Origin of the sequence: Oligella sp. HMSC09E12 (genome assembly GCF_001808505.1) — a bacterium.
In the GTDB taxonomy this organism is placed as follows: domain Bacteria; phylum Pseudomonadota; class Gammaproteobacteria; order Burkholderiales; family Burkholderiaceae_B; genus Oligella; species Oligella urethralis.
The window spans coordinates 25,569-51,545 of record NZ_KV793571.1 but is presented as its reverse complement, the minus strand read 5'-3'; the positions used below and the strand labels follow the sequence as shown (position 1 = coordinate 51,545).

The window sequence follows — 25,977 nt, the reverse complement described above, 5'->3', positions numbered from 1 at the left end:
GTGCGAACGGCAAGTGGGTCCTAAAAGGCAGTGCTAATACATCTGGCCGTGGTGGTGCAGGTGGTACGATTGGCGCTGGTTATCAATGGTAGTATTGATAAATTAAGTTCAGCTCCTGCGCTCCGTAAGGACAGCAGGAGCTATATCGTTTGTTAGCGAAATGGCAAAGCGCTTAGAATGCAAGAGTCACCCTGAGCAATAAGGCCCTAGATAGTGTTAGCGTGGTTGAGTGATTTTGCTGAAGTTGCGCCCAGCAGTAAACGAGAAATACCAAAAATAGCTAATAACAAGATCAAGGCATTAACAACATCAATAAGAAATTGATTGGAAATTCGATAATTAGGTAGATTGGCGCAATAAAAGCGCTAGCAGCAAGTGGCTTTTATTTTGTGGGATAGATCCTGTTTTTCCTGGCGCTCTATGGATAAAATGGTCTTTGTGATGTAGTGACCATAAGGCATACAACACAAGACAAATAAGCAGGGTATTAACAAGATTAAAGAAAATAGCAGTGATAAAATCTAAAACTTTAGGGGTCAGAATGCCGTCACTTGTAGTCAATAAAGCCTTAGCCATATAAAAAGGCAATAAACGCAACCATATTGGCATAATGGGCAAGGCATCAACCAACAAGCCATTACACAAAGAACCTTGTAAGCAAAAAGCAAAGATAAAGAAAATTAGGTTAGGCAAACTATCTTAGAGCTCAATAGGCTAGATAAAAAAGTCCGTGACCCTTAGTTGCTTTTTATTAACTATGTTAGAATCAAAGGGTATTATAAATAGCTTATTGCTGTATATCTAATTTAATTATGGAGGCTGTAATGACTAATTTCTTAATAAAATTAGCAGATAAGCTGTCTTCAAAATTGATTCCTACTACACCAAGAACGTCTGAGCATCAGGCGGGAGCGCTTTTATACCACGATAATGGTTCTATATCGCTCAACTTAGCCAATAAAAAAGTACAAAGAAAAATTACACATCAACTTGAGGCGCTTGCTCGAATTGATATAAATAAAAGCAATCACTCTTAAATGTATTGATATATAGATAGGAAAAAAAGAGGTGTGGCTAGTTTTTATTCTAGTGGTTTTATGCTTTGGCTATCTTAAGCTGACTTCGACACCTTTTGGTAAGATAACACTGAGGCGCAACCAAGGGTGGGAAGCGTATGCTCATTTAGCAAAAAATGGGATAGAAATTTTAATTCCAGGTTTATTGCTTACCCTATCAGTGGCTGTAATGCCGCTTTATATATTGGCTACCTTGGTTTATCTGGTCGAGTTGTTTATTGAGCTAGAGATTAAGCCTTATGCGTTTGTTTATCGTATTCTTAGTTTTGATGTGTATCGAAAGGTTTATGTTTTTGATGTTTTAGTTATCTGCTTTTCATATTTTTACTATTACCAAAAGCATATTGATGAAGCAAATAAACAAGCGTGGAAGGAGTCGTTTAAAAATCAAGACGCTGTATTAAACATAATCCTTGAAGCGGCTGAAACACAAACACCATTAAGGATATCGTTAAAATCTCGCAAAGTTTATATAGGAATTATTGAGAGTGAACAGTTCGAAAGAGAGGATATAGATAATATTGTAATTATTCCTTATCTCAGTGGACACAGAGACAAAGATACTCTTCGAATGATTATAGATCATAATTATCATTCGATTTACCAGAAGAAAAACATTCTAGAAACAGATAGCTTTTCTAAATTATCAAAATTTAGAGTGGTTATTCGTTTGGAGGAGCTAGAAAGCCTGTCGTTCTTTGACTCAGACTATTTCGCCGATTTTGGTGATAATGATAATAATTCTGAGCACAATCAGAATCTGTATGGCGGAGGAGTTTAGTTCTCCGTAGTAGATTGTCTAGAGCTATATAGTTACACAACTAGTTGCAACCTACCCGCATTGCTACTTTGATGCTCACCCCAGAAGTGTCACTGATTTGCTAAGCCTAGGCTGTTCAGCGGATCATACTGAAGGCGTTAAGTGTGAGTATCGTTACGGACCACGTACCCACGGCTCTGTGAGTCGGATGTGGCCTAAGCCACATCCGACTCGATCATCAAACGACTTGGCTTTTATCTCCTTAATTTTGTGTTTTTAGCGAATCTTCGTGTAAGGCCTCATTTAATTGATCCACAATGGGTGCCCACTCACCGTCACTTGCCAACTTTTCCTGAATAAATTGACGCTGCCCATCTGTCCAGAAGGGTGCGTCTTGAATCTCTACATCGGCCGCCAGCTGATGCTTAGCAATGAACTCGGCAATCGCCTCTTCGCTCGCATCTAAGCCTAACTGTAAAAACAGATTCGTTATACGTGGTGTTGTCATAAATTCTCCTTAGCTTTAGCGTTTTTATTACCAAAGAATAGCTTAGCGGAAGCGTTTTAACATGTCTATCATGAAGCTATCTACAGATTTTATGTTTTGTTAAGAAAAGCAAAAAACCCCAACCTGGGGTTGAGGTTTTTAGTATGTGTCTGATTTAACATGGCTCATCTACGCATGATTTGCTGATGACCGTGATTAACTAATCATGGCCTTAATCCAAGCGCTGTACGATCGTTGCCGTTGCCATGCCATGACCAATACACATCACTTGTAAACCTAGCTCGCCATCGACATGGCGTAGTCCCGAGAGCATTTTGGCCATTAAACCAGCGCCTGTGCCGCCTAGAGGGTGACCATGAGCGATGGCGCCACCCCACGGGTTAAGAATGGTTGTATCAGGTTTAAATTCACGCTCAAAACAAAGGGTGACACTGGCAAAGGCTTCGTTTACTTCGATCCAGTCTAAATCCTTAATGCTCAACCCGGCTTTGGCTAAGGCTTGATGTGTGGCAGGTATCACACCGGTGAGTTGCATGATGGGATCGGAGCCCACCACAACTCTAGCTAAAAACTTTGCTTTAGCTTTGAGTCCTAATTCAGAGGCAGGACCATAACGACCAACTAAAACTGCGGCGGCTCCATCAGACATCTGGCTGGCATTGGCGGCGGTTATTTTACCTGTATCAGCGGGTCTAAAAACCGGTGCCATCGCATCCATGCGGGCTCTATCAATGGTGTCTCTGATGCCTTCATCGTAATCTAGGGTGAGGGGATTGCCCTCTTTATCCACGCCTTGCAATGGCACGATTTCAGAGTGTAAGCCGGCATCACGCGCTGCTTTAGCCCGCTTATGACTCTCTACTGCATAATCATCTAATTCCGTCCGAGTTAAAGACCAATGCTCTGCAATCAGCTCCGCACTTTCTACTTGATGCGGAATATCAAAACGTTTTAATAAGTCCGGATGCAAATTGTCGAAGCCGGTAAAATCATGTTGTCCTAAAGTTAAGTCAAGAAACATGGGCACTCGGCTCATGCTTTCGACCCCGCAAGCGATAGCAAAATCCATATCTTGCATACCTACCGCTTGGGCTGCCGCATGGATGGCGTATTGGCTAGAGCCACACATGCGATTCATGCTGACACCAGGTACGGTTTCAGGAAAGCCTGCAACTAACAAAGCTTGGCGAGCGATATTGCCCCCTTGCTCACCGGCTTGGCTGACGCAACCTGCTAACACATCACCTACCCTGTTGCTTGGTAGGCCCGAACGACTGATAAGCGCCTTAAGCGCAGCTGCTAACATGGTGTCTGGGCGTGTTTCTCTAAAAGCGCCGCCACGACGACCAAATGCTGTACGTACAGCCTCTAGAATAACCACTTCATCAGAATGAATTTTACTCATATTATTACCCTTTAAATGACAATTTACATTAGTTCACGTGCGATGATATTGCGCTGGATTTCGGAAGTGCCCTCGTAGATTTGTAATACTTTGGCATCACGGAAAAGTTTTTCGGCCGGATATTCGGTTGAATAACCCATACCGCCAAAAATTTGTATGGTTTCTGTGGCTGCCCACATGGCTGAATCAGCGGCATTTACCTTGGCCATTGATGCTTCGATTGTGTTGTTAAGACCATTATCTAAACGCCATGCGGCTTGGTATGTCAGTAAACGGGCAGTCTCTAAGCGCATGCGCATATCTGCTAGCTTGTGTGCAATCGCTTGGTGTGCTATCAACGGTCTACCCATTGATTCACGTTCTCTGGCATAGGCAAGAGATTCATCAAGACAGCGCTGGATTAAGCCAACCCCAAAGGCGGCTACCATCGGTCTTGAGCGGTCAAACACTTTCATTGCGATGTTGAAACCACTGCCTTCTTCGCCCAACAATTGCTCGTCTGGCACAAAGACATTATCCAAAAATACCTCGCACGCGGGCGCTGCTTTTTGTCCCATTTTGGAAATCGGGGCACCTACCGAGAGTCCCTCTGTGTCGGCGGATACGATAAAAGCAGATAAGCCCTTATAACCACCTTGAGGATCGGTTTTTGCAAAGACCACAAAAAACTCAGCCATATTGGCGTTGGAGATCCATATTTTGCTACCTGTTAATCGATAGCCACCCTGAACTTTTTCTGCCTTGGTTTTTATCGATGCGACATCAGAGCCGGCTGAAGGCTCAGTTAGTGCGAAGCTTGCCATCGCCCCCGATGTTAGGCGGCTTAGGTACTTTGTTTTTTGTTCGAGAGTACCAGCGATTAAGATTGGTTCAGCGGCTAGGGAATTGATGCATAAGGCGGCACCGATGCCTAAGCAACCATAGCAAAGTTCCTCTGTGATCAGCACCAACTCCATACAACCCAGACCTGCACCCCCGTACTCCTGTGGTAGTGAGGAGTTTAATAAGCCAAGAGAAAAGGCATTATCATAGATAGACATAGGAAACTGTGCGTTTTGGTCTGCTTGAGCGGCAATGGGTTTTATTTCGTTGTTTGCGAATTGTTGTGCCAACGATTGTATTTGCTTCTGTTCTTGAGTTAATTCAAATTGCATGGCTATACTCCCTTGGTGTTGTTGCATGTCACAAAATGCAGGCAACAAGCACCCTAGAACAGCACTAAGAGGCTGTTATTCAGTTAAATATAAATAGTTAAAGTCATTTAAAAGCTAAGTGGCGTAGATAGCCTCTGTCTCTTCTTGGTGGGGCCTTGAGCGCCTATCTTTCAGGGTTGTTGTGACCTCATCAAGCGTTAGCAATGTCTCCTGTCGTTGCCGCTATCTATTTTTAATACGGCACTATTTTTATGTTTCTGACTTTAGTTGTTATTAACCATTCTATGGCAGTCGTTTATATATTCAAATGGCAGGGAAGGACTAAAACTATGCAAAAGCTGCCACGAAGTATGTTTATATGTAAAATGAACTCAGTTGTTTTGTTGATTTGTCTACTTGCTAAGCCATTCTTTTAAATAAACACGTAAATTGGGGTGATAGGCCATGGAAATTCAGACTATTTCCGTACGTTTTGTGAATGCCTTGCTCGCTGGTGCCTCAAAGTACACAAGCAACGGTGAGGAGTGGGTGGCTAAAATTGGGATTTCACCGGCACTGTTGGACTGTGAGGGTACACGCATTAGTATGAACAAATTCGCTCAGCTCTATCGTATGATTGCGATTGAGTTCAACGATGAGACGCCCGGTCTTTTTTCACGGCCTTTGCGAAATGGCACGCTTAAATACTTATGCATGGTGATGTTAGATGCCCCGGATCTGGGTGTGGCGCTTAATCGGTTTAGAAATTTTTTTTATCTACTGCTTGACGATGTGGAATTTAAGGTCAAAACCAGTTCAAAGGGGATCATTAAAATAGAGCTCGAAGAAAAAAAGGATTTAGGCCATACACGCATACTGACACTCGAGTTGATGTTGATGCTGGTGCAGGGCGTTTCATCGTGGTTAATAGGACGCAAAATACCCTTTAAACGTATCGCTTTTCCTTTTGCTAAGCCAAGCCATGCGTCAGAATACGATCAGCTTTATCCCGGTCCTATCGCCTTTGTTCAAAAGATAACAGCGCTTTACTTGGATGCGGCTTATTTGCGTGAGCCAATTCGTCAGGATCCAGCTGTGTTAAATGAATTTATACGCAACGCACCGCTTAACTGGTTTTATTTTTCACCCAATGACAGACCACACACGCACCAGTTGCGTCACTATTTGCAAGGCAGATTAGATCAAAATTTAACCGTTAGCGATGTTGCATTAGTTCATCATATATCGCCCCGAACCCTAGCTAGGCGCCTTGCTGCAGAAGGCACAACCTTTCAAACCATCAAGGATAATTTGCGGCGGGATGTTGCGATTGAGTTGTTAAATAAAACAGATACCCCTATCGCAACGATCGGAACTAATCTGGGTTTCGAGGATCCGGCAGCATTTAATCGGGCCTTTAAACTATGGACCGGTAGTGCACCTGGTGCCTATCGTAAACAGACGGTTTTAACTGCTTAGGGCTATACTTTAGCGAAAATAATGTGATGAGATGTGTTGAAGGCATGAGAATATATGTACAAAAATATGCTCGCATAAGAGCTCCCCTTAGTAAAAACAAGAGTATTTAGGAGACAACATGACAACCGCAGAAAATAATCTTCCACCGAGCAGTGAAGTGCTTCATTGTCATATTGATGCAGGCGTTGCAACGATTCGTTTGAATAGAGCGAATCATGGCAATGCGCTTAATATGGCGCTGGTTGAGGCCTTTGCGAATGCAGTCAATCAGATTGTGAATACTTCATCGGTGCGAGTGGTCTTGTTAACCGGATCTGGCAAGAATTTTTGCGTAGGCGGTGATATACAGTCGTTTATAGAGGAACGAGATGATTTATCCGGTTTTGTTGCTGCCATCACTGAGCCTTTGCACAATGCGCTAGCGCAATTAGAGGCCTCGCATCTTCCTATTGTAGCGGCGCTTAATGGTGCCGTAGGTGGTGCTGGAATTGGTTTAGCATTGATTGCTGATTTTGTATTGGCCGCAGAGTCCATGAAGTTGCGTTGTGGATATACGGCCATTGGGTTATCCCCTGATGCTGGTAGTTCCTGGTTGTTGGCAAATCGCGTTGGCGCATTTCGTGCGAGGCAGTTATTGCTTTCTAATTCAACCATCGATGCACAGGCTTGTTTAAATCTAGGGCTTGTTGATGGGGTTTATCCAGATGCTGATTTGTTGACGCAAGCCCAGCGTTTGGTAGCGGCGCTTCGTGGTGGCTCCGCCAAAGCGATGTCTAGGGTAAAGTATTTGCTCGATCATTCGATCACTCAACGGACATTTAAAAATCATTTAGACCTAGAACGAAAATTGATTATTGACAGTGCGGCCGAAGGGGATGCGCAAGAAGGCATACTTGCTTTTATGGAAAAGCGTCAAGCTAATTTCTCCTAGTCTCAGTTGGCAGCTGGCGCTTAATTTTTTGGCGTTGGTGTGCCCACGGCGCTGTCGCTAGATTATGAGTCAATTGCCAGGCATAAAAAAACCCAAACGATCACAGGAAAGTTTGGGTTTTTGGATTAGTGATTAGGCGTTTTCAAGGCCTTTGAACTCTTTGCGCAGTTCGCGTTTTAATAATTTACCAGAGGCATTGCGTGGCAAATCGTCTTTGAAATGTACGGCCTTGGGCACTTTAAAAGGTGCTAGGTGCTGTCTGGCATAGGCGATGAGCTCCTCCGCACTAACTTGGCTGCCCTCTTTGAGCGTGACGACAGCGCAGACGACCTCAACCCATTTTTCGTCATCAAGACCAATCACGGCTACCTCAGCTACGGCAGGGTGCTTGTAAAGGCATTCTTCAACCTCGCGGCTGGCAACTAATACGCCACCACTATTGATGGTGTCCTTAATGCGATCGACGATATAAATAAAGCCATGCTCATCCATATAACCTAGGTCACCGGAGTGGAACCAACCACCCTCGAATGCCGCATCGGTTTCTTCAGGGTTGTTCCAGTATTCAGTCATTAAGTGTGGGGTGCGATGGACAATTTCACCCATTTCGCCTAATGGCACGTCCTGCATATTGATGTCGACAATGCGAGTCTCGACATTAAGTACAGGGCGACCAGCAGATGCGGGGGCGATTTCATGATATTCAGGAGAGAGGCAAGACACTAAGGGCGCACATTCACTTTGGCCATAGCAGTTAAAAAATCGTAACTCTGGTAGCAACTTGCGCAGCTCTTGTAAGACGGGCAAAGGCATGATGGAGGCGCCATAATAGCCTTTGCGTAGGCTAGTGTAATGCTCTGGTGTGAATTCGCTGTGTCGCAACAAAGAGATCCACACGGTGGGTGCGGCAAAGAAAGTGTTAATCTTTTCGTCCACAAAGAGCTTGAAGCAGATTTCTGGTTTAGGCGATTTAATGATAATATTTTCTGCGCCAGTCAGTAGGGCTGGCATTAAAAATACATGCATTTGCGCTGAATGATACAGTGGCAAGGCGGCTAAGTGGCGGTCCTCACTATTGAATTCTAAGGCATAAATGGCGCTCATATATTCGGCTAAAAAGGCCTCATGGCTTAATAAAGCGCCTTTAGGTAGTGAGGTGGTGCCTGAGGTGTAAAGGATTTGAGCTGCTGATTGCGCATTGAAGTCTACCGCTTGCTGATACAAGGCGCTGTCTTCCAGTGGGGTCTTAAGGGCCGCTTTGTTTAGTGCGATGTTGAGAATATCATGCGCAGTTTCACCGCCATGGATTGTGCCATAGAGGCGCAGATTGGGCAGCTCATCTTTTAATGACGCAACGGTCTTGCTTAAGTCTTTGTCATAAAAGACAGCGACGGATTCACTTTGTTTGAGGATGTATTTTAACTCATTGGCGGTCAGTGCAAAGTTGACTGGCACATGCACAATACCTAAGCGTACGCAGCTTAGCCACAGTAAGACGTAGGCATCGCTATTAGCGCCGTAGGCCGCAATATGATCACCGCTCTTAAAGCCTTGCTCAAGCAAATAGCTAGCAATATGATCGATGGCGATGTCCATTTGCTGATAAGTCCAACGGCGGCCGTCAAAGGCAATGGCTTCTTTATCAGAAAACTTCCTGATTGCTCTTTTAATTGCCTCGTTGATGGTGTTTTTTCTTGCGATTTGGTGATTCATGATGCGAGTTCCTCCACAATAATAGCCACTGCTATGCCGTGACCGATACGCCTTAGCTGTAAGCTGTAGCGACTACTTGAGGCGCCAATCCTAAAAGCATGTTAGCCATAAGACTAGCGCTGGTTGCGCTAAGCCTACGCGATGTCTCCTGTAATTGCCGCTATCGATTTTTAATGCGGCACTATTTTTTTAGTCTAGATTGCTATGTATCTGACTTGAGTTGTACTAACCATTCTATGGCAGTCGTTTATATATGCAAATGGCAGAGAAAGACTAAAACTATGCAAAAGCTGCCACGGAATATGTGTGTAGCTAAACTGAACTCGGCTTGTCGCCGACACAACTACCCACTAATGGCCGAGGTGTCAGATTAAGTTTAAACGAATGCAGTTGATTGCTGAGCTTGCTTAATCTAAACCGGTTTGACGTTTAACCGCATCTTCGTGTAGGGATTCATTGAGTTGATCGACAACCGTTGTCCAGCTGCCATCAACAGCCAGTTTTTCTGCGATAAATTGACGCTGAGCTTCGTTCCAAAACGGCGCATCGACGATATGCACATCAGCCGCTAATTGATGCTTGTTGATGAAGTCAGCAATCGCTTCATCACTGGCGTCTAAGCCGAGTTGTAAAAATAAATTGCTCATACGAGGGGTGGCCGTCATAGCAGTCTCCTTAGGTTTCAATTGTGATTACTAAAGCATAGCTTAGCGGAAGCAGTCTAAGCTGTCTATTATGAGCAGTCCTAGCTGTCTCTGAAGGAACGGCGGGCTACAGACCTTTGCTGCGTGTGGACCGGTCGTGATGGTTGGGCAAGCTCAGCGCTCGTGATTGACTACCATCATCGAGAGTTAATCGTTTTGGGACATTAGGACGCGTCACCAGACCACTCACCTTGCGCTCAGACAAGGGCTTAATCTTTAGCTCACAGCACGATACGTCGTTGCTTAGACGCTACGGGTTGCGCCAGGAGTTTATCATGCCACATTGCCCTCAACAGAATGGCATGGCGAACGCTTTATTCTTACGCTCAAAGAGCAATATGTCCATCGTCAGCGTTTTGAGATCATACAGCATGCTAAGCGAGTGTTAGCGGACTGGATTGGATTTTACAACCACCCTCGTCCACACCCGTCCTTAGGCATGGCGCGGCTGTGTTTTTAAAAATAGCTGTAAAAATGTTGCCGCCAGTAGTAATGCTCCCGCATACAACCAATATAAATGGCTAACAGACCAGTTGGCTTCCAACAAATGGCCGGCTACTACCGGCGAGGCCATGCCGCCTAGGCGTGCAAAAGCAAGCACCATACCGACGCCCGAGCTACGGGTAGCGGCTTCAAAGCTTTGCGGGGTGGTGGCATACAGTCCGGCAATGGATCCATTAATTAAAAAACCAATGGCAATGCCTAGAATAATGGCGGCGGGCAGGGACCAGCTAGTGGCTGGAATGACGGTACACAACGCAAAGACGCCTAATACCATTAATGATTGAGCCACGCGCTGTAAGTGCCAGCGACTGGCTAATAAGCCCAAAGCCAACGCGCCCAGCATACCGCCCACATGCAGCAGGACACCACCGGCTACGCCTTTGTCGGCAGAAAGACCGGCTTGTTCTAGCAGTTTAGGGGTCCAGCTGGTGACAAAATAAAAACTAAACATTAAGGCAAAAAAACTACCACCCAGTAACCAAGTGCGTACTGCACCGGGGCTCCACAAAAGTCGTAGCGCTTGTAAAGCGTTGGGTTTCAGGCTGGGGGTTGGGGTGGCCGACATAGGCAGTTGACCTTGCCCCATGCGTTGCAGGAGGCGCTGGGCGCGTTGTTTGTCTTTAGGGTGGCGTCCTTGTAAGAGCTGATCGAGGGACTCGGGTAGGCCAATGGCAATTAACAAGGCTGTGGTCCACGTTAAGATACCGCCCCAAACAAACACGTCCTGCCAAGCGCTGTGTTTTAACAGATAGGCCGCCAGCATACCGCCGAAGGTAGCACCTAGGGCAAAACCCACCGATTGCAAACCAATCGCCAGAGCGCGCCATTTGGCGTTGGCGTATTCGCTAGTGAGCACGTTAGCGTTCACAATGCTACAACCAATGCCTATGCCCGTCAAAAAGCGCAAAGCGCCCAGTGTCCATGGATCTTGTACCCATTCAGTCACCACCATAAACGCCCCTGCTGCGACCAAACTGGCTAAGACCATGGGACGACGGCCCCAGCGGTCTGAGAGTGGAGCTAAAAACACAGATCCCACCGTCATGCCAATAATGCCTGCCGAGAGCAACCAACCCAGCACGACGTTATTTAGCCCCCAGTCTTTGGAAACCGCTGAAGCGGTGAACGCCATGACAAGGACATCAATGCCATCGATGGCATTAATTAAAAAACATAAAGCAATGGCACGCCACTGTAAGGTGCTCATGGAGGCAGCGTCTAAATGTTGACGTAAGGTGAGAGGGGCAGGAGTGGTTGAGGAGTTCATAGCAACGTACGGCTCAGTTCACGAAATAGGGATTTGCTGTGAAAAAGGGAAAAAGAGCTCCGAAGAGCTCTTAGCTGTAGCGAATAGCGCTAAACCGCTGGGGTTTAGTTGTTGGGTGTGCCCCAAACTTCGTTAGCGACTTCTACTACAAAGCGCAGCTTGGCGTCTTGCTCGGCTTCAGTGATGTTGTTGCCTTCTTCGGTGGAAGAGAAACCGCACTGAGGACTGAGACAAAGTTGGTCCAGCGCGACATATTGTGAGGCTTCTCGAATACGGGCTTTAATTAATTCTTTGTCTTCAAGCTCGCCGGTTTTAGTGGTGACCAAGCCCAATACCACCTGCTGCTTACCCGGTTTTACAAAACGCAAAGGACGGAAATCGCCAGAGCGATCGTTGTCGTACTCTAAGAAGAAGGCATCCACATTGACGGTGCCAAAGAGCAGTTCGGCGACGGGTTCATAACCACCTGAGGAAATCCATGTAGAGCGGAAGTTGCCGCGACATACATGTAGACCGATAACGAGGTCATCGGGTTTGCCTTCGAGGATGCGGTTTAAAACATCGGCGTAGATTTTAGCGAGTTGGTCGGGGTCGTCGCCGCGATCGCGCACAATTTGTTTTTGTTCTTCGGAGCAGAGATACGCCCAAACGGTGTCATCCAACTGTAGATAGCGGCAGCCTGCTTGATAGAACGCAGTGAGCGCATCACGGTAGGTTTGTACTAAATCGTCGAAAAACTCGTTTAAATCGGGGTAAACGTCTGGACTGACTACATTACGGCCGCCACGAAAATGCAAAACGCTTGGGCTGGGGATAGTCATTTTAGGGGTGGCGCCGGATTCGAGTGATTTTAAGAACTCGAAGTCTTTAAGCATGGGGTGATCACCAAACTTGACCTTGCCGATGACACGTACGTTGTGTGATTTAGTTTGTATGCCAGAAAACTGAATGCCTTCGTCGGCGTCGTAGCGCTCAACGCCCTCAAGCCCATCAAAAAAGTCAAAGTGCCACCAGGTGCGACGGAACTCGCCATCGGTAACAACGTGTAGACCGCAACTACACTGGTTTTGTACGCTATGACGGATGGCTTTATCTTCTTCTTCACGTAACCCACTGGCGGATAATTCGCCTTTTTCAAAGGCTTGACGTGCTTGTTTTAAAGCAGTTGGACGTAAATAGCTGCCCACTACATCTGCACGAAAAGGGGGCAAGGATCGGAATAAAGACATGTAATACCTCTAAAAAGCGTCCTCATGCCTCAGCATGAGTGAAAAAAATCAATAGTTAAATCATATTCGTTATAAGCGATAAAAGAAAATGATAGTTTTTCACTTTGGTATGAATTTTATTCATGTTAATGGTTTTTGACATGAATGCATTGCATTTTCTTTTAGAGATGTTTTGTGATAGCTAAATGAATGTAGTCTGGGTAAAGCTGGCAAATAGTCGGAATGTGAGACAACGTTTCAGAGAGATGGTGTCTTAGGGCTCCTTTTGTTTTAGGCTTTGTGCTTGGACCTATAGTGGAAACCTCATTCAGACGAGCATTGATGATGTCTGATGATAGCTACTCAGTCTTAAATCAATGAATTGAACGCTATCTATAAAATCGTTAAATCCATCAGTTACGCCACCGTTCGTCTGGAAATCGAGATGTTTTTGGCGCGTGATTATCGTGAACCGTTGGTCGAGTCTGAGCGCAGAACGGCTATGCACGTCAGCAAGCGGGAGAAGTTAAGAAATGGGAAGCTAGTTACTAAATACGTCGTGCTTAATTAGCTCTACTAAAAATAAAACATAGTCCATACTCATATAAAGAAGTATGGACCATGTTTTGATGTGTGCTATGACTATGTGGGTTGTTTAATTCGCCGCCCAAAAGTCCTTGGCTGAATTAATGACCGGCTTTACAATCTCACGTCGAATCGCAAAATCGCCAAAGCATTCGTTATCCAAGCGGTGCTCAGACCAATCCTTGACCCAGCCATCGATGATTTCGATAATGTCATCGGTGCTGATGTTTTCCTTATACAGTTTAGGAATCCGTGTGCCGATCAGATTGCCGCCCACATGCAAGTTATAGCGACCAGGCGCTTTGCCGACTAAGGCGATTTCAGCGAGCATGGCACGACCACATCCGTTCGGACAGCCAGTGATCCGCGTGATGATGGTTTCATCGGCCACACCGTGCTTAGCCATAATACCGTCTAGCGTATCGATAAAGGATGGTAAGTAGCGCTCCGCTTCAGCCATGGCTAATGGGCAAGTCGGCAAGGAGACGCAAGCCATGGCTTGTTTGCGTAGAGGCGTTACGCTATCAAGCAGTAAGGCGTGTTCGCGAGCGATAGCTTCGATCGTTTCTTTCTGTGCTGCTGAGACATTGGCGACAATGATATTCTGGTTGGCCGTTAAGCGAAAATCGCCAGTATGAATTTCGGCGATTTTACGCACGCCGGTTTTAAGCGGGCGATCTGGATAGTCTATTAAACGCCCATTTTCAATAAAGAGCGTAAGGTGCCATTTTTTATCAAGCCCTTCTACCCAACCGATACGATCCCCACGACTTGTAAACTCGTATGGTCGCAGCTCACCAAAGGTAATACCGGCACGTTTTTCTACCTCAGCGATAAAGCGCTCAAGACCAACTCGCTGGATTGTATAGCGGGTTTTAGCGTTTTTGCGGTCGCTACGATTACCCCAGTCGCGTTGTGTGGTGACAACCGACTCGGCGACTTTAAGCACATCATCCAGTTTTACAAAACCGACCTCATACGCAAGTTCAGGGAAGGTGTTGGTATTACCGTGTTCAAAAGATAAACCGCCACCAACCAAGAGGTTAAAACCAATCAGTTTGCCATTGTCCCCAATGACCACAAAGCTCATATCATTGGCATGGATGTCCACGTCGTTGTGCGGTGGGATAACCACGGCGGTTTTGAATTTGCGCGGCAAATAGCTTTTTCCTAAGATCGGCTCATTAGGATCCTTAGCCTCACGGGTTGTGGGTTTTGAGTGCTCAGTGCTAAAGAGCTTTTCACCATCTAACCAAATATCCGCATAGGCATTGGTTTTGGGTAATAAGTGTTCCGAAATCTTTTTAGCCCATTCATAGGCCTCTTGGTGTAACTCACTTTCGACTGGATTCGAGGTGCAAAGCACATTACGATTAACATCGCCGGCCGTAGCTAGCGAATCTAATCCTAATTGGTGGAGCCATTGGTGCATTGGCTTAATATCGTCTTTTAAGACGCCGTGGAATTGAAAGGTTTGACGATTGGTAATACGAATACTACCGTAGTCCGTATGCTGAGTGGCAAATTCATCGATCCCTAACCATTGCTTGGGTGTGATGATGCCGCCTGGCAAGCGGCATCTTAGCATGACGTTTTTTTTGGGTTCTAGTTTTTTCTCTAGTCGAGCGGCACGGATGTCGCGATCGTCCTGTTCGTACATGCCATGGAAGCGAATTAATTGAAAGTTATCGCCTCTAAAACCACCCGTTAAGCCATCCTGCAGGTCATCGGCAATGCCACCCCTGAGATAGTCACTTTGCTCCTTTAAGCGTTCGTTATCTGAGAGAGGGCCATCAACGACTAGGCGATCGTCCTCTGTAAACTTGTGTTGACTCATTGTTAATATCCTAAATGCTTTGTTGTTAAGTTAATAAACATCGCGTTGGTAGCGTTTTTCTTCGCGGAGTTCATTTAAATAGTCCTCTGCATCGTCTAGGGATAGTTTTCCTTCCTGGCTGATAATGTCGATTAAGGTGTTTTCTACGTCCTTAGCCATGCGGTTAGCGTCACCACAGAGGTAAATATGCGCACCTTGTTGTAGCCAGTCCCAAACATCTCGACTACGCTGAGCGAGTTTGTGTTGAACATATTCTTTTTTGTCGCCTTGGCGCGACCAAGCAAAATCGTATTTGGGCAAAAAGCCGGCTTGGTTTAACTGAATCCATTCGTTTTGATATAAGAAGTCTTCCGTAAAGCGTTGATTGCCGAAAATTAACCAGTTTTGGCCAGCGTCTCCTTTGGCGTGACGCTCCTGTAAAAAGGCTCTAAAAGGGGCGATGCCGGTGCCTGCGCCAATCATAATGATGGGGGTTTCACCCTCTTCAGGGAGGCGGAAGTTGCGGTTAGGTTCAATATAAACGTTGACCTCATCACCTTCTTCGAGTTGATCAGCCAAAAAGCCACTAGCTGCACCTTGATAAGCCGTATCATCCTTGTTGAAGCGTACAGTTTTGACAGTGATGTGCACTTCATTACCTACTTCCTCCTGTGAACTGGCAATGGAGTAGAGTCTTGGCGTTAACGGTCTGAATAAGTCGTGCAATTGCTGTGCCTTCAGTGTGATGGGGTGCTCAGCCATAATAAATACCGGCGGACGGGCCTGAATAAATTCGCTCAGCGTGGTGGAGTCTGCCACGATAGCAGACAACGCCTGATTGTCCGTGCTGGCTAGGTATTCGGCGTAAGCGCGCACGAATTGTGGTGTGGTTTCCGTGATATCAAGGTGATTGATAAGCGCATCTTTGATCGTTGTTTCGGTACCGTCGGCTAGGTGGATGAGCTCATCTGCATTGATTGAGGATAAGTCTAAGAGTTCATCGACTAGGCGTTCGGCGTTTGAGAAATAGATGCCTAAGGCGTCCCCTGCTTGGTAGCGGATACCGGAATCGCCAAGGTCAATTTCATAATGAATGACTTCATTCGCCTGTTCCGTCGTGATGCGCTGCTTAGTCAATAGCTCGGCCCGGTAGGGATTGCTTTTGCCATAGTGTTGGCCTTGTTCTACGGGCGTGCTAATGGTAACGGTATGATCGGTAGTGCCATTGCTCGGGGTATCGATCAGCAAGGTTTTTAGCTGTTTTTCAATTGCATTGCGCCATTCGTTAGCCTGAGCGCTAAAGTCCAGATCACAGTCCACACGTTCAACTAAGCGCTTCGCCCCTAGCTTTTCAAATTGCTTATCAAAGTCTTTGGCCGCTTGATTGTATTTAGGGTAACTTGAGTCGCCAAGACCTAATACAGCAAAGCTGACACCGCTCAAATCCGGTGCTTTTTTGTGGAACATAAATTTGTACAACGGTACCGCTTCTTCCGGTGCCTCACCTTCACCTTGAGTTGAGGTAACTAACAGCACAATGTCTTCGCTGACTAAGCTACGGCTGCGATAATCGTTGGCCGACACAAAACGAATGTCGGCATGAAGGCCTTGTAATTGTTCAAATAAAAGCTTGGCAACGCTTTGGGCATTGCCGGTTTGAGAACACGATAAAATCAAAATCCGTCGTTCTTCTGCAGGCGCGACAGCGTCGATGGCTACATTAGGCGCTAGGGTCTCAGGAGGGCTGATACCATTGATGCCGTTTAAATTATCGCCGTTATTTAAGCTCGTGTTTTGTTGACTGAGAGCCCAGCTGTAGCCAGAAACCCAAGCTAACTGAGTCGGATCCAGGGTCGTAAGTTGTTGGATAATGTATGTCAGCGGAGGGTTATTGCTCCCTATGACTGATTGTGGTGCTTGATCAAGCATGTTATTCTTGCTCCTATTGGTCTAACAGCTGGTTAATCATGCCAGCAGCAACCGTGTTATTCGTTGCCTCATCAATTAAAATAAAGGCGCCACTCAGTTGATTATCGGCATAGGGGGTAGCGGTAATGGCTTGTTGTAACGATAGTTGAACTTGGCCGATATCATTTATCGCGAGCTGGTCGATGTTTTCTTCGCGAGCTAAGTTATTGACATCCCATCGATAATCCAAGTGCTTAATTTTGGCGTAAACGGACTGGTGACCATGTTTTAACCAATAGCGGCGAGCCGGATTCAGTGGTTTATCGTCCATCCAGGCAAGATGCGCGCGAATAGAACGACTGGCTTGAATTGGATGGTCAGCGGCGACTAGGGTATTGCCGCGAGAGATATCAATATCATCTTCTAAGGTGATGGTTAAAACCTGAGAACTGTGGGCTTCATCTTGGGATCCGTTAGGACCAAAAATTTCTTTGATGCGACTGCGTTGACCTTGAGGTTCCACGCGTACTTCTTGACCGATGCGTAAGGTGCCGACGTTTAAACGGCCCTGATAACCTCGGAAATCATCGAGGGCACTACCGTCTTGTCGCAGCACGCGTTGCACCGGAAATAGACTGTGTTGAATGCTGTCGTCTTGGGCTTGCTTTTTACTCGGTAGGCTTTCTAATAAAGGTAATAGGGCAAGTCCACCATACCACGGCGTTTGAGCGCTGCTTGTGACGATGTTTTCACCGTGCAACGCTGAGATGGGGATGAAGTGTAAGCTGGCGGTTAAGTTAATTTGTGCGGCTAGTTTTTTATAGGCATCAACGATTTGATGAAAAGCCGTCTCCTCGTAATTTAGTAAATCCAACTTATTAATGGCCACGATAATCGTTGGTGTCGCGAGCAGCTTTAACAGCGCACTATGTCTTTTGCTTTGTCTTTGCAGCTCGATATTTGCCTGGTTTAGGTTTAAACGACTTGCATCAATTAAGAGAATGGCAACATCGGCTGTTGAAGCACCGGTGACCATATTGCGGGTGTATTGCTCATGCCCCGGGGTATCTGCCAAAATAAACTTTCGTTTAGGTGTGGCAAAGTAGCGATAGGCTACATCAATCGTGATGCCTTGTTCCCGCTCGGCCGCTAGACCGTCAGTTAATTGAGCAAAATCCAAGCTGTTATTGGTGGCATCATGACTTTTTTCCAGATGCGCTATTTGATCGCTCATCAGGCTATGGCTATCGTATAAAAGACGGCCGATCAAGGTGGATTTACCGTCATCCACGCTGCCGGCGGTAATAATGCGTAAAAGAGAATTGTTTGACATACCTGACCTTCCAATTTAAAAATAACCCGCGCGCTTTCTTTCTTCCATGGCCACCTCAGAAACTTGGTCGTCCAAGCGGGTGGCACGGCGTTCTGAAATGGTGCTACTCGCCGTTTCAGCAATGATTTCTGCGGCGCTAAGTGCATGACTGGCTACTGGGCAGGTGCATGAAATATCACCTACTGTTCTAAAGCGTACAGAGCGAAGCTCACTGGTTTCATTCTCACGTTTTGGCGTGAGTGGAGTAACTGGTACGAGCAGACCGTTACGGTTGACGACTTCACGTTGATGAGCGTAATAAATCGGTGGTAAGGCAAGTTGTTCACGCTTAATGTATTGCCAAACATCCAGTTCAGTCCAGTTAGAGATGGGAAAAATTCGCATGCTTTCATCTGGGTTTAGGCGCATGTTGTATATGTCCCAAAGTTCGGGTCGTTGCGCTTTGGGATCCCATTGACCAAACGCATCTCTAAAGGAGAAGATACGTTCTTTAGCACGAGCCTTTTCTTCATCACGTCGAGCGCCACCCATCAGGGCATCAAAACCGTGAGTTTCAATGGCTTCAAGTAAGGTAATGGCCTGCGCTGCATTGCGAGAGTCGGTCTCATGACGTAACACCACGGTCCCTTTTTTGATCGAGTCTTCCACATGCGCAACCACTAAATCGGCGCGTAGTTCGGCCACGGTTTGGTCGCGAAATGCAATCACTTCGGGGTAGTTATGACCCGTGTCGACGTGCAGTAATTTAAAAGGTAAACGCAAGGGACGACCAGGGATCTGAAAGGCTTTGACGGCTAAGGCAAGAAGCACGACAGAGTCTTTACCCCCGGAAAATAACAAGGCCGGATGGTTGGCCTCAGCGATGACTTCGCGAATGATATAAATCGATTCCGCTTCTAAGTCATTTAAATGTTGATTATCAATAAACATGGTTGTTCATCCTACTGATGTGATTAATTATTGTTGTTGGTGGAGACCGCATTCTTTGCTGTTTTGTTGTTCCCACCACCAACGACCGGCGCGAATGTCTTCATGTAGTCTGATGGGGCGGGTACACGGTTCACAGCCAATACTGGGGTAACCATTTTCGTAGAGTTTATTTAGTGGTAGCTTGTGGGCTTTGCTATAGCCCCAAACGGCGTCCTCACACCACGCATAAAGTGGATTGAATTTAGCAATGCCTCGTTGTTCATCCCATTCTTCATAAGCGAGCTCACTGCGAGTCGTTGATTGAGCCCGACGCTGTCCGGTGATCCAGGCATCAGCACCTGTGAGTGCACGTTGCAGGGGCTCGATTTTGCGGATGTGGCAGCAGAGTTTTCGCTGTTCAAGACTTTCGTAAATTGAATGGATGCCATGCTTACGATCAAAGTCACGAAGCGCCTCTTCTCTTGGCTCGTACTGTGTGATTTGTAGTGTTGGAAAGCGCGTATTGATGGCAGCCAGTAGTTCCAGCGTCTCTTTGTGTAATTTGCCAGTGTTTAAGGTAAACACCTTAATTGGCAGTTTAAGACGGGCAATCACTTCTGTGATCACCATATCCTCAATCGCTAAACTAGACGCAAAGCGAACGTCATGATGGCTGGTGGCGATATGGCGCAAATTTTCTTGAAGCTCCTCTTGCAGCAGGGGCAATTGTTTAAAAATGGCTTCGCTCACCATGGGAACGTGCCATAGTTGCTGATTAAACATAGCTATTTACCGAAATACATTCGTGTTAATTTGGGTGTCATTCAGTCTAGCAACAGGCACTTCAAGATTAAAAAGACTTATTTTTTCTATCCATATACCTTTAAATCATAAGCTAGGCTTGATCAGCGCTTGCCTGTGTATATGCCATTTGGTTTTAAGCTAATAAGCATATTATTTAATCTTAAACTATGTAAAAAGTATCATTTGGCCTTTAATAACAGGCTTTATATCTGAGGGGCATATAACCAAATTGACTAAGCATAGAGTTTTTTATTCGTTTGTTTTAGAGAAAAATTGTCCTTTAATGAAGAGTCTGTTTTTTATTTAAATGATTAAGCGTTTGTTATGAGTGACTCTCCAAGTTTTTTTGCACTTTTTGTGAATTTACAGAACCGACCTGTGCTTTTAGTTGGGGCTGGTGTCGTGGCTGAGCGTAAAGCGCTCGCATTATTAAAAGCCGGCGCACGCATCCAAGTCGTAGCGCAGGAGTTATCTGAGCGATTTGTGTGTTGGCAAGAAGAGGGCACCATTGAGTATCTGGGCAAGGAGTTTTCTCCTGAACTCTTAGCGCCAGTGTATTTAGCGGTAGCGGCAACCGATGATGAGGCCTTAAATCAACGTGTTTTTGCAGCAGCAGAGGCTCGGTCTAAACTTTGCAATGTGGTGGATAGTCCAGCGCATTGTTCTTATATTACGCCTGCGGTGATCGATAGGCACCCCTTACAAGTTGCGATCAGTAGTGGCGGTACGGCACCGGTGTTGGCACGTTTATGGCGTGAGCGGATTGAGCGCATTTTGCCTCAACATATCGGCAGGGTGGCGAGCTTTGTTGAGAAGTGGCGCCAAGAGGTGAGACGTACGCTTAAAACCCTTGCTAAGCGTCGTTATTTTTGGGAAGAAATCTTTATCGGTCCATTAAGCGGAACCATTGAGGTGGGCGACGAGGAACGCGCTGATCAAATTATGCGTGAGACGCTATTGCAGGCTCAAATTAATCAGAAGAAAAAACCGCTTGGCGAGGTGGTGCTCGTGGGGGCGGGTCCGGGCGATGCGGGTTTGCTGACCTTAAAGGCTTTACAAGCGATACAAGCCGCAGATGTCGTGCTGTATGATGCCCTAGTCTCACCTGAGGTGCTAGAGTTAGTGCGTCGTGATGCAGATCGGGTGAATGTCGGTAAACGTGCTGGCGCGCACCATGTGATTCAGGAAAATACCAACGCATTGATGGTGAAATTAGCCAAAGAGGGTAAACGCGTGGTTCGTCTCAAAGGCGGCGATCCTTTTGTCTTTGGTCGGGGCGGTGAAGAAGCGCAGGTGTTGACTGCTGAAGGGATACCTTATCGAGTGGTGCCCGGTGTTAGTGCGGCACTCGGCGCCACGGCTTATGCAGGTATTCCTTTAACTCATCGAGAGCTTGCACATAGCGCTATTTTGATTAGTGGCCATGGTACGGAGGATCATGACGCTAATGATTGGCAGGCCTTGGCCAAGAGTCAGCAAACCTTGGTGATCTATATGGGCACGTTGAAAGCGACGGTGATACAGGAGCAATTAGTTGCTCATGGTCGTGACGCTAATACGCCGGTAGCGATTATTAGTCGCGGTACCACGGCAGCGCAAGAGGTCAGACTCGGTGTGTTGAGTGATTTAGTTCAGCTAGCAACTGAAGTGCCTCGTCCAGCATTGATAGTGATTGGTGAGGTGGTTAGTTTGCAAAAGCAGTTAGCTTGGTTTCAGCAAACTCAAGAACCTATCGTTGAAGCAGTAGCCGTTTAAACAGCCGCTAAATGACTAGCTTCAAAGCCCAAGTCTTCGAAGGAAGGCTTGGGTAATACTACCCTAGGGTGGTTGCCGTTGCGACAGAGTAGGTGTGGGTATAAAAGGCGGGTAATAGGTGCATTAATTTATATATGCATTTCGACTTGCTCTGATGCAGCTTTTGAAAAAGAGAGCGTTACCCTTAGATTCATGATGCACATATACAGATAAGCTTAAGATAAGCTAACAATTAAATACAATTAAAGGCATAATGATTGCTAGGTGACCATATAGTGTTACCGTTGCTTTGTTGAATAAGAAGTTAGTTTGAACCTTTAAAGCTGCTTTTGTGTTAAGTCCATGTCTATTAATTTTAAACGTCGCACTTATGGTTGGATTCAAAATCCATCGGATTTTAATAAGCTCAAAACCACTGTACAAATTTTCGATAATCGTTCAAGTCATTATCAATTATTAAGAGACGATTGGATAAATCAAAAAATTTATTTCCCTCAGCTAAGAAGCTCTTTACAAGAAAAGTTTAATCATGCTGTTGAGGAGTTTACATATGCTGAGCTTGTTGGCAGCAGCCGTAATAAAAATAATGAGAGTGCAGCGAAAAGGGCTGATGCGGTAGCGAATGGACTGATACAGATTTCACTATTGCCACAAACTCATAAAAAAACAGCGAAAGCATATGTTGACGATTGGACTTCAGATGGCTTTCTTAGATGGGCAGTTAGTCTTAACTTTGTAGAAGTAGACCGCAAAAATGACAGCTTTAAAATAACTGAATTAGGCAAGCAGTTTTCTGAGTCCGACAATGATTCAGAAGAGCAACAAGAAATCCTAATTACAGCCTTATTGTCATATCCTCCTGCAACTAGAGTGCTACAGCTCTTATCTGATGCTAATGAACCAAAAAATAAGTTTTATATTGGCAACCGTTTGGGTTTTATAGGTGAAAGTGGCTTCACTTCGTACGGTGAAGAAGTGATGTTGGACTATTTGATGGAAGAAACTGACCCTAAGGAGCGGACAAAAATACGTTCGAATGTGGAGGGGACGAGTGACAAGTATGCACGAATGATTTGTAGTTGGCTGAACAAGTTAGGTCTTGTGAAAACGCAATCAGTAAAAAAAGAAGGGATAGCGCTCTTCAAAAGTATAGTATTACTGCAAAGGGTATTCACCGTTATAATCAGTCGCTTGGTAAATCAAGGCATAAAAAACAAGCAAAATTTCTAATGTGGGAGTTTTTGGCTACTGATGTTTCTAGCGTCGATTATATAAGGACAAGGAGAGCGCATCTTATTAAAAACCTACAAAAAACGAGCTCTGCAAATGAAATTATAAAACGGATGCAATATCTTGGATTTTATACAGAGCCGGCCATCATGAACCTGGATATCGAGGGTTTAATTAATTTTGGCTTAAGAATAGAGCTTGATTCGGATAGAATTAAATTATTGGACGAGATCAAAGATTTTGATATTCCAATAGTTGAAGTAACTGAGGAGATTTCTGATATTGCGTTACAGAAAGAGAAAGCATATTTTTACAAAAATACGGCTCTCAGCAAACGACATATTTCAATATTAGAAATAGCTTTTGATGGCTCCAAAAATCGGGATTTAGAAATTTTAAGTGCAGAGGTTTTTAAGAATTACTATCAATTAGAGTCTATCCATTTAGGAGGTGGTTTAAAGCCCGATGGTATAGCCTTTAATCAAAACTTCGGCATCATTGTTGACACTAAAGCGTATAAAGGTGCTTATTCGAGGAGTAGAGCTGAGGCAGATAAAATGTTCCGCTATATCGAAGATAACAAGAAAAGAGACCCGAAGAGGAATCAGTCATTATGGTGGCGCTCATTTAATGAGCATATTCCAGCGAATAACTTTTACTTTTTATGGATATCAGGTAAATTTCAAAGAAACTGCGATACACAGATTAATCAGTTGAATTATGATACGGGTTATAGAGGCGGGGCGCTAAGCGCACGGCAGTTTTTAATTGGAGCCGATGCAATTCAAAAGGGTAAAATCAATATTAACGATTTACCATCTTATTTTAATAACAGCGTGATCAGTTTTGAGTAGAGGCTGTCAATCAATCTAATTCATCAAAGATCGATTGACTAACAACTTAGTTTAAGAGCTCAAAGCTGGTAGGACAATAATTTGTCACTAAAACCTCTTTGCTGGTCTCTTTCTTGGTGTTATACGAAGCGTTTCCATAAGAGGAATTTATTTGATGCACAGTTGTGTTTGTATTATTAAGATATTCTTTTAGTAAGTAATTTTCCTTGCCCTTATGAGAAATGACATTGCTAAGCGCATACCTAACACCTTTAGCGTTTAGGTAATCTAAAAGCTTCAAAAGCTTACGCTCTTCTTCATCACCCCAGTTCTTAAAACCACGGTTGCCATCATTATAGTTTCCAGTGGTGATTAGGTATGGCGGGTCAAGATACACAAAGTCATTACTATCTAAAAATGTTAAGTCCGCATTGTCAAAATAATCGCTAGTAAACTGATAGTCTAAGGTCTGTAGCTTATTATTAAACGCACGCAAATTATTTTCCATATTTTGGCTAAAGGAGCTTCGATTCCTACCAAATGGATTATTGAACTTCATCTCATTATTAAATCGCAGCTGATAATTGTAGCTATACGACACCAGAGTATATAAGTCGAGTGGATTAGGCTGCGCATTGTAAGCTTCACGCAACTTCAAAAAACCTTCTTCATTTGTTTTGCTTAAGTCATATTTTTCGATATTGTTTTTGATGGCCGCAATACAACGTTCCGTATCTTGACTAGCAAAAAAAATGAACATCTCATTAACCTTAGTGTTCATATCATTAAAGATATGTTTTTTAGCAGGCACGTTAATGCCCACATTAGCACCGCCAGAAAACAAATCCACAAAGGTATCAATATGCTTTGGGAATAAAGGAATAATTTGACTTAGCAGGCGATATTTGCCCCCTATGTAGTTCAAAGGGCTTTTGATATAAGCATTTCTTTTTGGTGTCCACGTGCTTTCCTCATGCGTTGGACTTCTTAAAAAAAATTGCTTATTTTGCTGTAATTCTTTCTTCTTGATATAAAAGAGATACTCGTTTAGATCGGCTTTTTTTGAGGAAATTTTGGATTGATATTTACGGTAAGGAATTTTAACTACATCTATGCGTTTATCAATAGCACGTTCTTTTAGTAAATTCAACATATCCTCGTGGTTTATGATTCCCTCATCGTTGTAACTAATAATAATATGAGTGGCCTCAATATTATCGATAAGGTTTGTCATCGCCGCTAAGGCTCCGTTTGATGTGGAGTAGTTACTTCTTTTTGATTGCCAGTCAAAAAGTCTTGTGACCCCCTTTAAACGTGGTTTTGTATTGAGCGCAATATTTTCGAGCACATGGTAGTTAGCCGCATATTGTCTATTATTATATGGCGGGTCAATGTATACGATATCTGCCGAAACCTCTTTCACCAGCTGGTTAGCATCTTGGTTGTAGGCCTGATTAGCTCTGTTATTGTTTAATACTGCTAAGGGGTTGAGCTGTAGCGGTTTTAAGGCTCGATTATCCCAATGCTTTAAAAAGGCGCCATATGTGCCTGTTGTATTGCTTACTGGCGGGACAGCTGCTATTAAACATGCAAGGAGATAAAAATACTCGTGCTCTTCTAATCGTTTCTCGCTAAACCACTCATCAATGGTATTGCGAATAAAGTCCAAACGCCTACCATTATCTTCACTGAAATACATTGCCTCACCTAGAGGAGTATAGTTTTTCGTGTAGTATAAGTCCCCTCTATATTGCTGGACATTATTCTTGTCATTTAAATACACAAAAGGATCGAAGCCTAAGCCTTTGAACAGAAGTGGTAAATTATTCTCAATCACAGCCTTACTATGACAATAGGAGAAGTATAGTAAGTCATTAGTGATAATTCGGTAGTCCTTTTTAAAATGTCTACCGACGATATTTGTACCTGCAAATAGGTCTAGGAAGCTTTCTTCGGTACCGTTGATATGTTTGTTCAGTAGTGCTTCTATCTCTTGAAGCAGCAGCGCTTTTGCGCCAATGTATCTCAGCATGACATCCCTAATCATCCTTGTTGTTTAAGCAATTCTAGCATAAAAAGGATGTGGACTAGCTTCAAAACCCAAGCCTTCGAAGGA

The 25,977-nt window shown here is 44.7% G+C and carries 23 protein-coding genes; 9 read left to right on the top strand and 14 right to left on the bottom strand.

Going from position 1 to position 25,977, the window contains the following annotated elements; all coding sequences use genetic code 11:
* A partial coding sequence (locus HMPREF3179_RS12500) for a YadA-like family protein (RefSeq protein ID WP_246824379.1) occupies positions 1-92 on the top strand: 92 nt, incomplete at its 5' end.
* 247 nt (positions 93-339) lie between these two features.
* Here the strand turns inward: HMPREF3179_RS12500 and HMPREF3179_RS05050 are convergent.
* Positions 340-693 carry a hypothetical protein gene (locus HMPREF3179_RS05050; protein ID WP_070469913.1) on the bottom strand — a complete coding sequence of 118 codons (354 nt, stop codon included), beginning with the start codon at positions 691-693 and terminating at the stop codon, positions 340-342.
* 131 nt (positions 694-824) lie between these two features.
* On the opposite strand from HMPREF3179_RS05050, the gene HMPREF3179_RS05045 reads away from it, so the two are divergent.
* The gene (locus HMPREF3179_RS05045) at positions 825-1,037 is read left to right on the top strand and encodes a hypothetical protein (protein WP_036559696.1); all 213 of its coding nucleotides are present in this window, start codon (positions 825-827) and stop codon (positions 1,035-1,037) included.
* A 31-nt stretch (positions 1,038-1,068) separates the two neighbouring features.
* Positions 1,069-1,857, top strand: a complete 789-nt coding sequence (locus HMPREF3179_RS05040) for a hypothetical protein (protein WP_052043644.1) — start codon at positions 1,069-1,071, stop codon at positions 1,855-1,857.
* A 241-nt stretch (positions 1,858-2,098) separates the two neighbouring features.
* Here HMPREF3179_RS05040 and HMPREF3179_RS05035 read toward each other — a convergent pair whose 3' ends face one another.
* From HMPREF3179_RS05035 to HMPREF3179_RS05025, 3 genes are all read right to left on the bottom strand, one after another.
* A complete protein-coding gene (locus HMPREF3179_RS05035; RefSeq protein ID WP_070469912.1) occupies positions 2,099-2,344 on the bottom strand; it encodes a DUF2789 domain-containing protein in 246 nt (81 codons plus the stop codon).
* Between the two features lie 211 nt (positions 2,345-2,555).
* Positions 2,556-3,749, bottom strand: coding sequence for a thiolase family protein (locus HMPREF3179_RS05030; protein WP_070469911.1), 1,194 nt, complete (start codon positions 3,747-3,749; stop codon positions 2,556-2,558).
* A gap of 23 nt (positions 3,750-3,772) precedes the next feature.
* Positions 3,773-4,903: an acyl-CoA dehydrogenase family protein gene (locus HMPREF3179_RS05025; protein WP_070469910.1), complete on the bottom strand. Its 1,131-nt coding sequence runs from the start codon at positions 4,901-4,903 to the stop codon at positions 3,773-3,775.
* A gap of 444 nt (positions 4,904-5,347) precedes the next feature.
* On the opposite strand from HMPREF3179_RS05025, the gene HMPREF3179_RS05020 reads away from it, so the two are divergent.
* Both HMPREF3179_RS05020 and HMPREF3179_RS05015 read left to right on the top strand, forming a co-directional pair.
* Entirely contained in the window at positions 5,348-6,361 is a 1,014-nt protein-coding gene (locus tag HMPREF3179_RS05020; protein ID WP_070469909.1) for an AraC family transcriptional regulator, read from the top strand.
* 118 nt (positions 6,362-6,479) lie between these two features.
* A complete protein-coding gene (locus HMPREF3179_RS05015; RefSeq protein WP_070469908.1) occupies positions 6,480-7,292 on the top strand; it encodes an enoyl-CoA hydratase/isomerase family protein in 813 nt (270 codons plus the stop codon).
* A gap of 132 nt (positions 7,293-7,424) precedes the next feature.
* On the opposite strand, the gene HMPREF3179_RS05010 is transcribed toward HMPREF3179_RS05015, so the two are convergent.
* The gene (locus tag HMPREF3179_RS05010) at positions 7,425-9,005 is read right to left on the bottom strand and encodes a fatty acyl-CoA synthetase (RefSeq protein WP_070469907.1); all 1,581 of its coding nucleotides are present in this window, start codon (positions 9,003-9,005) and stop codon (positions 7,425-7,427) included.
* A gap of 407 nt (positions 9,006-9,412) precedes the next feature.
* Positions 9,413-9,670, bottom strand: a complete 258-nt coding sequence (locus HMPREF3179_RS05005) for a DUF2789 domain-containing protein (protein ID WP_036559677.1) — start codon at positions 9,668-9,670, stop codon at positions 9,413-9,415.
* A 322-nt stretch (positions 9,671-9,992) separates the two neighbouring features.
* Between HMPREF3179_RS05005 and HMPREF3179_RS12390 the strand changes: the two genes are divergently transcribed.
* Positions 9,993-10,169 (top strand): integrase core domain-containing protein, encoded by a 177-nt coding sequence (locus HMPREF3179_RS12390; RefSeq protein ID WP_210398754.1) that lies wholly within the window; start codon positions 9,993-9,995, stop codon positions 10,167-10,169.
* On the opposite strand, the gene HMPREF3179_RS05000 is transcribed toward HMPREF3179_RS12390, so the two are convergent.
* From HMPREF3179_RS05000 to HMPREF3179_RS04970, 7 genes are all read right to left on the bottom strand, one after another.
* Complete coding sequence (locus HMPREF3179_RS05000) at positions 10,143-11,480, bottom strand: MFS transporter (protein ID WP_048767492.1); 1,338 nt, start codon at positions 11,478-11,480, stop codon at positions 10,143-10,145. The two genes, HMPREF3179_RS12390 and HMPREF3179_RS05000, sit on opposite strands and share 27 nt — an antisense overlap.
* A gap of 104 nt (positions 11,481-11,584) precedes the next feature.
* Positions 11,585-12,709, bottom strand: coding sequence for a cobalamin-independent methionine synthase II family protein (locus HMPREF3179_RS04995; protein WP_036559671.1), 1,125 nt, complete (start codon positions 12,707-12,709; stop codon positions 11,585-11,587).
* Between the two features lie 634 nt (positions 12,710-13,343).
* Entirely contained in the window at positions 13,344-15,110 is a 1,767-nt protein-coding gene (cysI, locus tag HMPREF3179_RS04990) for an assimilatory sulfite reductase (NADPH) hemoprotein subunit (protein ID WP_070469906.1), read from the bottom strand.
* 30 nt (positions 15,111-15,140) lie between these two features.
* The gene (locus HMPREF3179_RS04985) at positions 15,141-17,018 is read right to left on the bottom strand and encodes an assimilatory sulfite reductase (NADPH) flavoprotein subunit (protein ID WP_070469905.1); all 1,878 of its coding nucleotides are present in this window, start codon (positions 17,016-17,018) and stop codon (positions 15,141-15,143) included.
* Between the two features lie 13 nt (positions 17,019-17,031).
* Positions 17,032-18,330 carry a sulfate adenylyltransferase subunit 1 gene (locus tag HMPREF3179_RS04980; RefSeq protein WP_018026696.1) on the bottom strand — a complete coding sequence of 433 codons (1,299 nt, stop codon included), beginning with the start codon at positions 18,328-18,330 and terminating at the stop codon, positions 17,032-17,034.
* A gap of 15 nt (positions 18,331-18,345) precedes the next feature.
* Positions 18,346-19,260, bottom strand: a complete 915-nt coding sequence (gene cysD / locus HMPREF3179_RS04975) for a sulfate adenylyltransferase subunit CysD (protein WP_018026697.1) — start codon at positions 19,258-19,260, stop codon at positions 18,346-18,348.
* Between the two features lie 27 nt (positions 19,261-19,287).
* On the bottom strand, positions 19,288-20,022 hold the full coding sequence (locus tag HMPREF3179_RS04970; protein ID WP_204369813.1) for a phosphoadenylyl-sulfate reductase: 735 nt from the start codon (positions 20,020-20,022) through the stop codon (positions 19,288-19,290).
* Positions 20,023-20,367: 345 nt separating this feature from the next.
* Between HMPREF3179_RS04970 and cysG the strand changes: the two genes are divergently transcribed.
* The 3 genes from cysG to HMPREF3179_RS11950 all read left to right on the top strand — a co-directional run bounded on the left by cysG (position 20,368) and on the right by HMPREF3179_RS11950 (position 23,882).
* The gene (gene cysG, locus HMPREF3179_RS04965; protein WP_070469904.1) at positions 20,368-21,798 is read left to right on the top strand and encodes a siroheme synthase CysG; all 1,431 of its coding nucleotides are present in this window, start codon (positions 20,368-20,370) and stop codon (positions 21,796-21,798) included.
* A gap of 342 nt (positions 21,799-22,140) precedes the next feature.
* Positions 22,141-23,028, top strand: coding sequence for a restriction endonuclease FokI recognition domain-containing protein (locus HMPREF3179_RS12495; protein ID WP_083290697.1), 888 nt, complete (start codon positions 22,141-22,143; stop codon positions 23,026-23,028).
* Positions 23,028-23,882, top strand: coding sequence for a restriction endonuclease FokI C-terminal domain-containing protein (locus HMPREF3179_RS11950; protein WP_083290696.1), 855 nt, complete (start codon positions 23,028-23,030; stop codon positions 23,880-23,882). Before HMPREF3179_RS12495 ends, HMPREF3179_RS11950 begins: the two co-directional genes overlap by 1 nt.
* A gap of 46 nt (positions 23,883-23,928) precedes the next feature.
* On the opposite strand, the gene HMPREF3179_RS04955 is transcribed toward HMPREF3179_RS11950, so the two are convergent.
* On the bottom strand, positions 23,929-25,893 hold the full coding sequence (locus tag HMPREF3179_RS04955) for a Dam family site-specific DNA-(adenine-N6)-methyltransferase (protein WP_083290695.1): 1,965 nt from the start codon (positions 25,891-25,893) through the stop codon (positions 23,929-23,931).
* Positions 25,894-25,977: the final 84 nt, after the last annotated feature.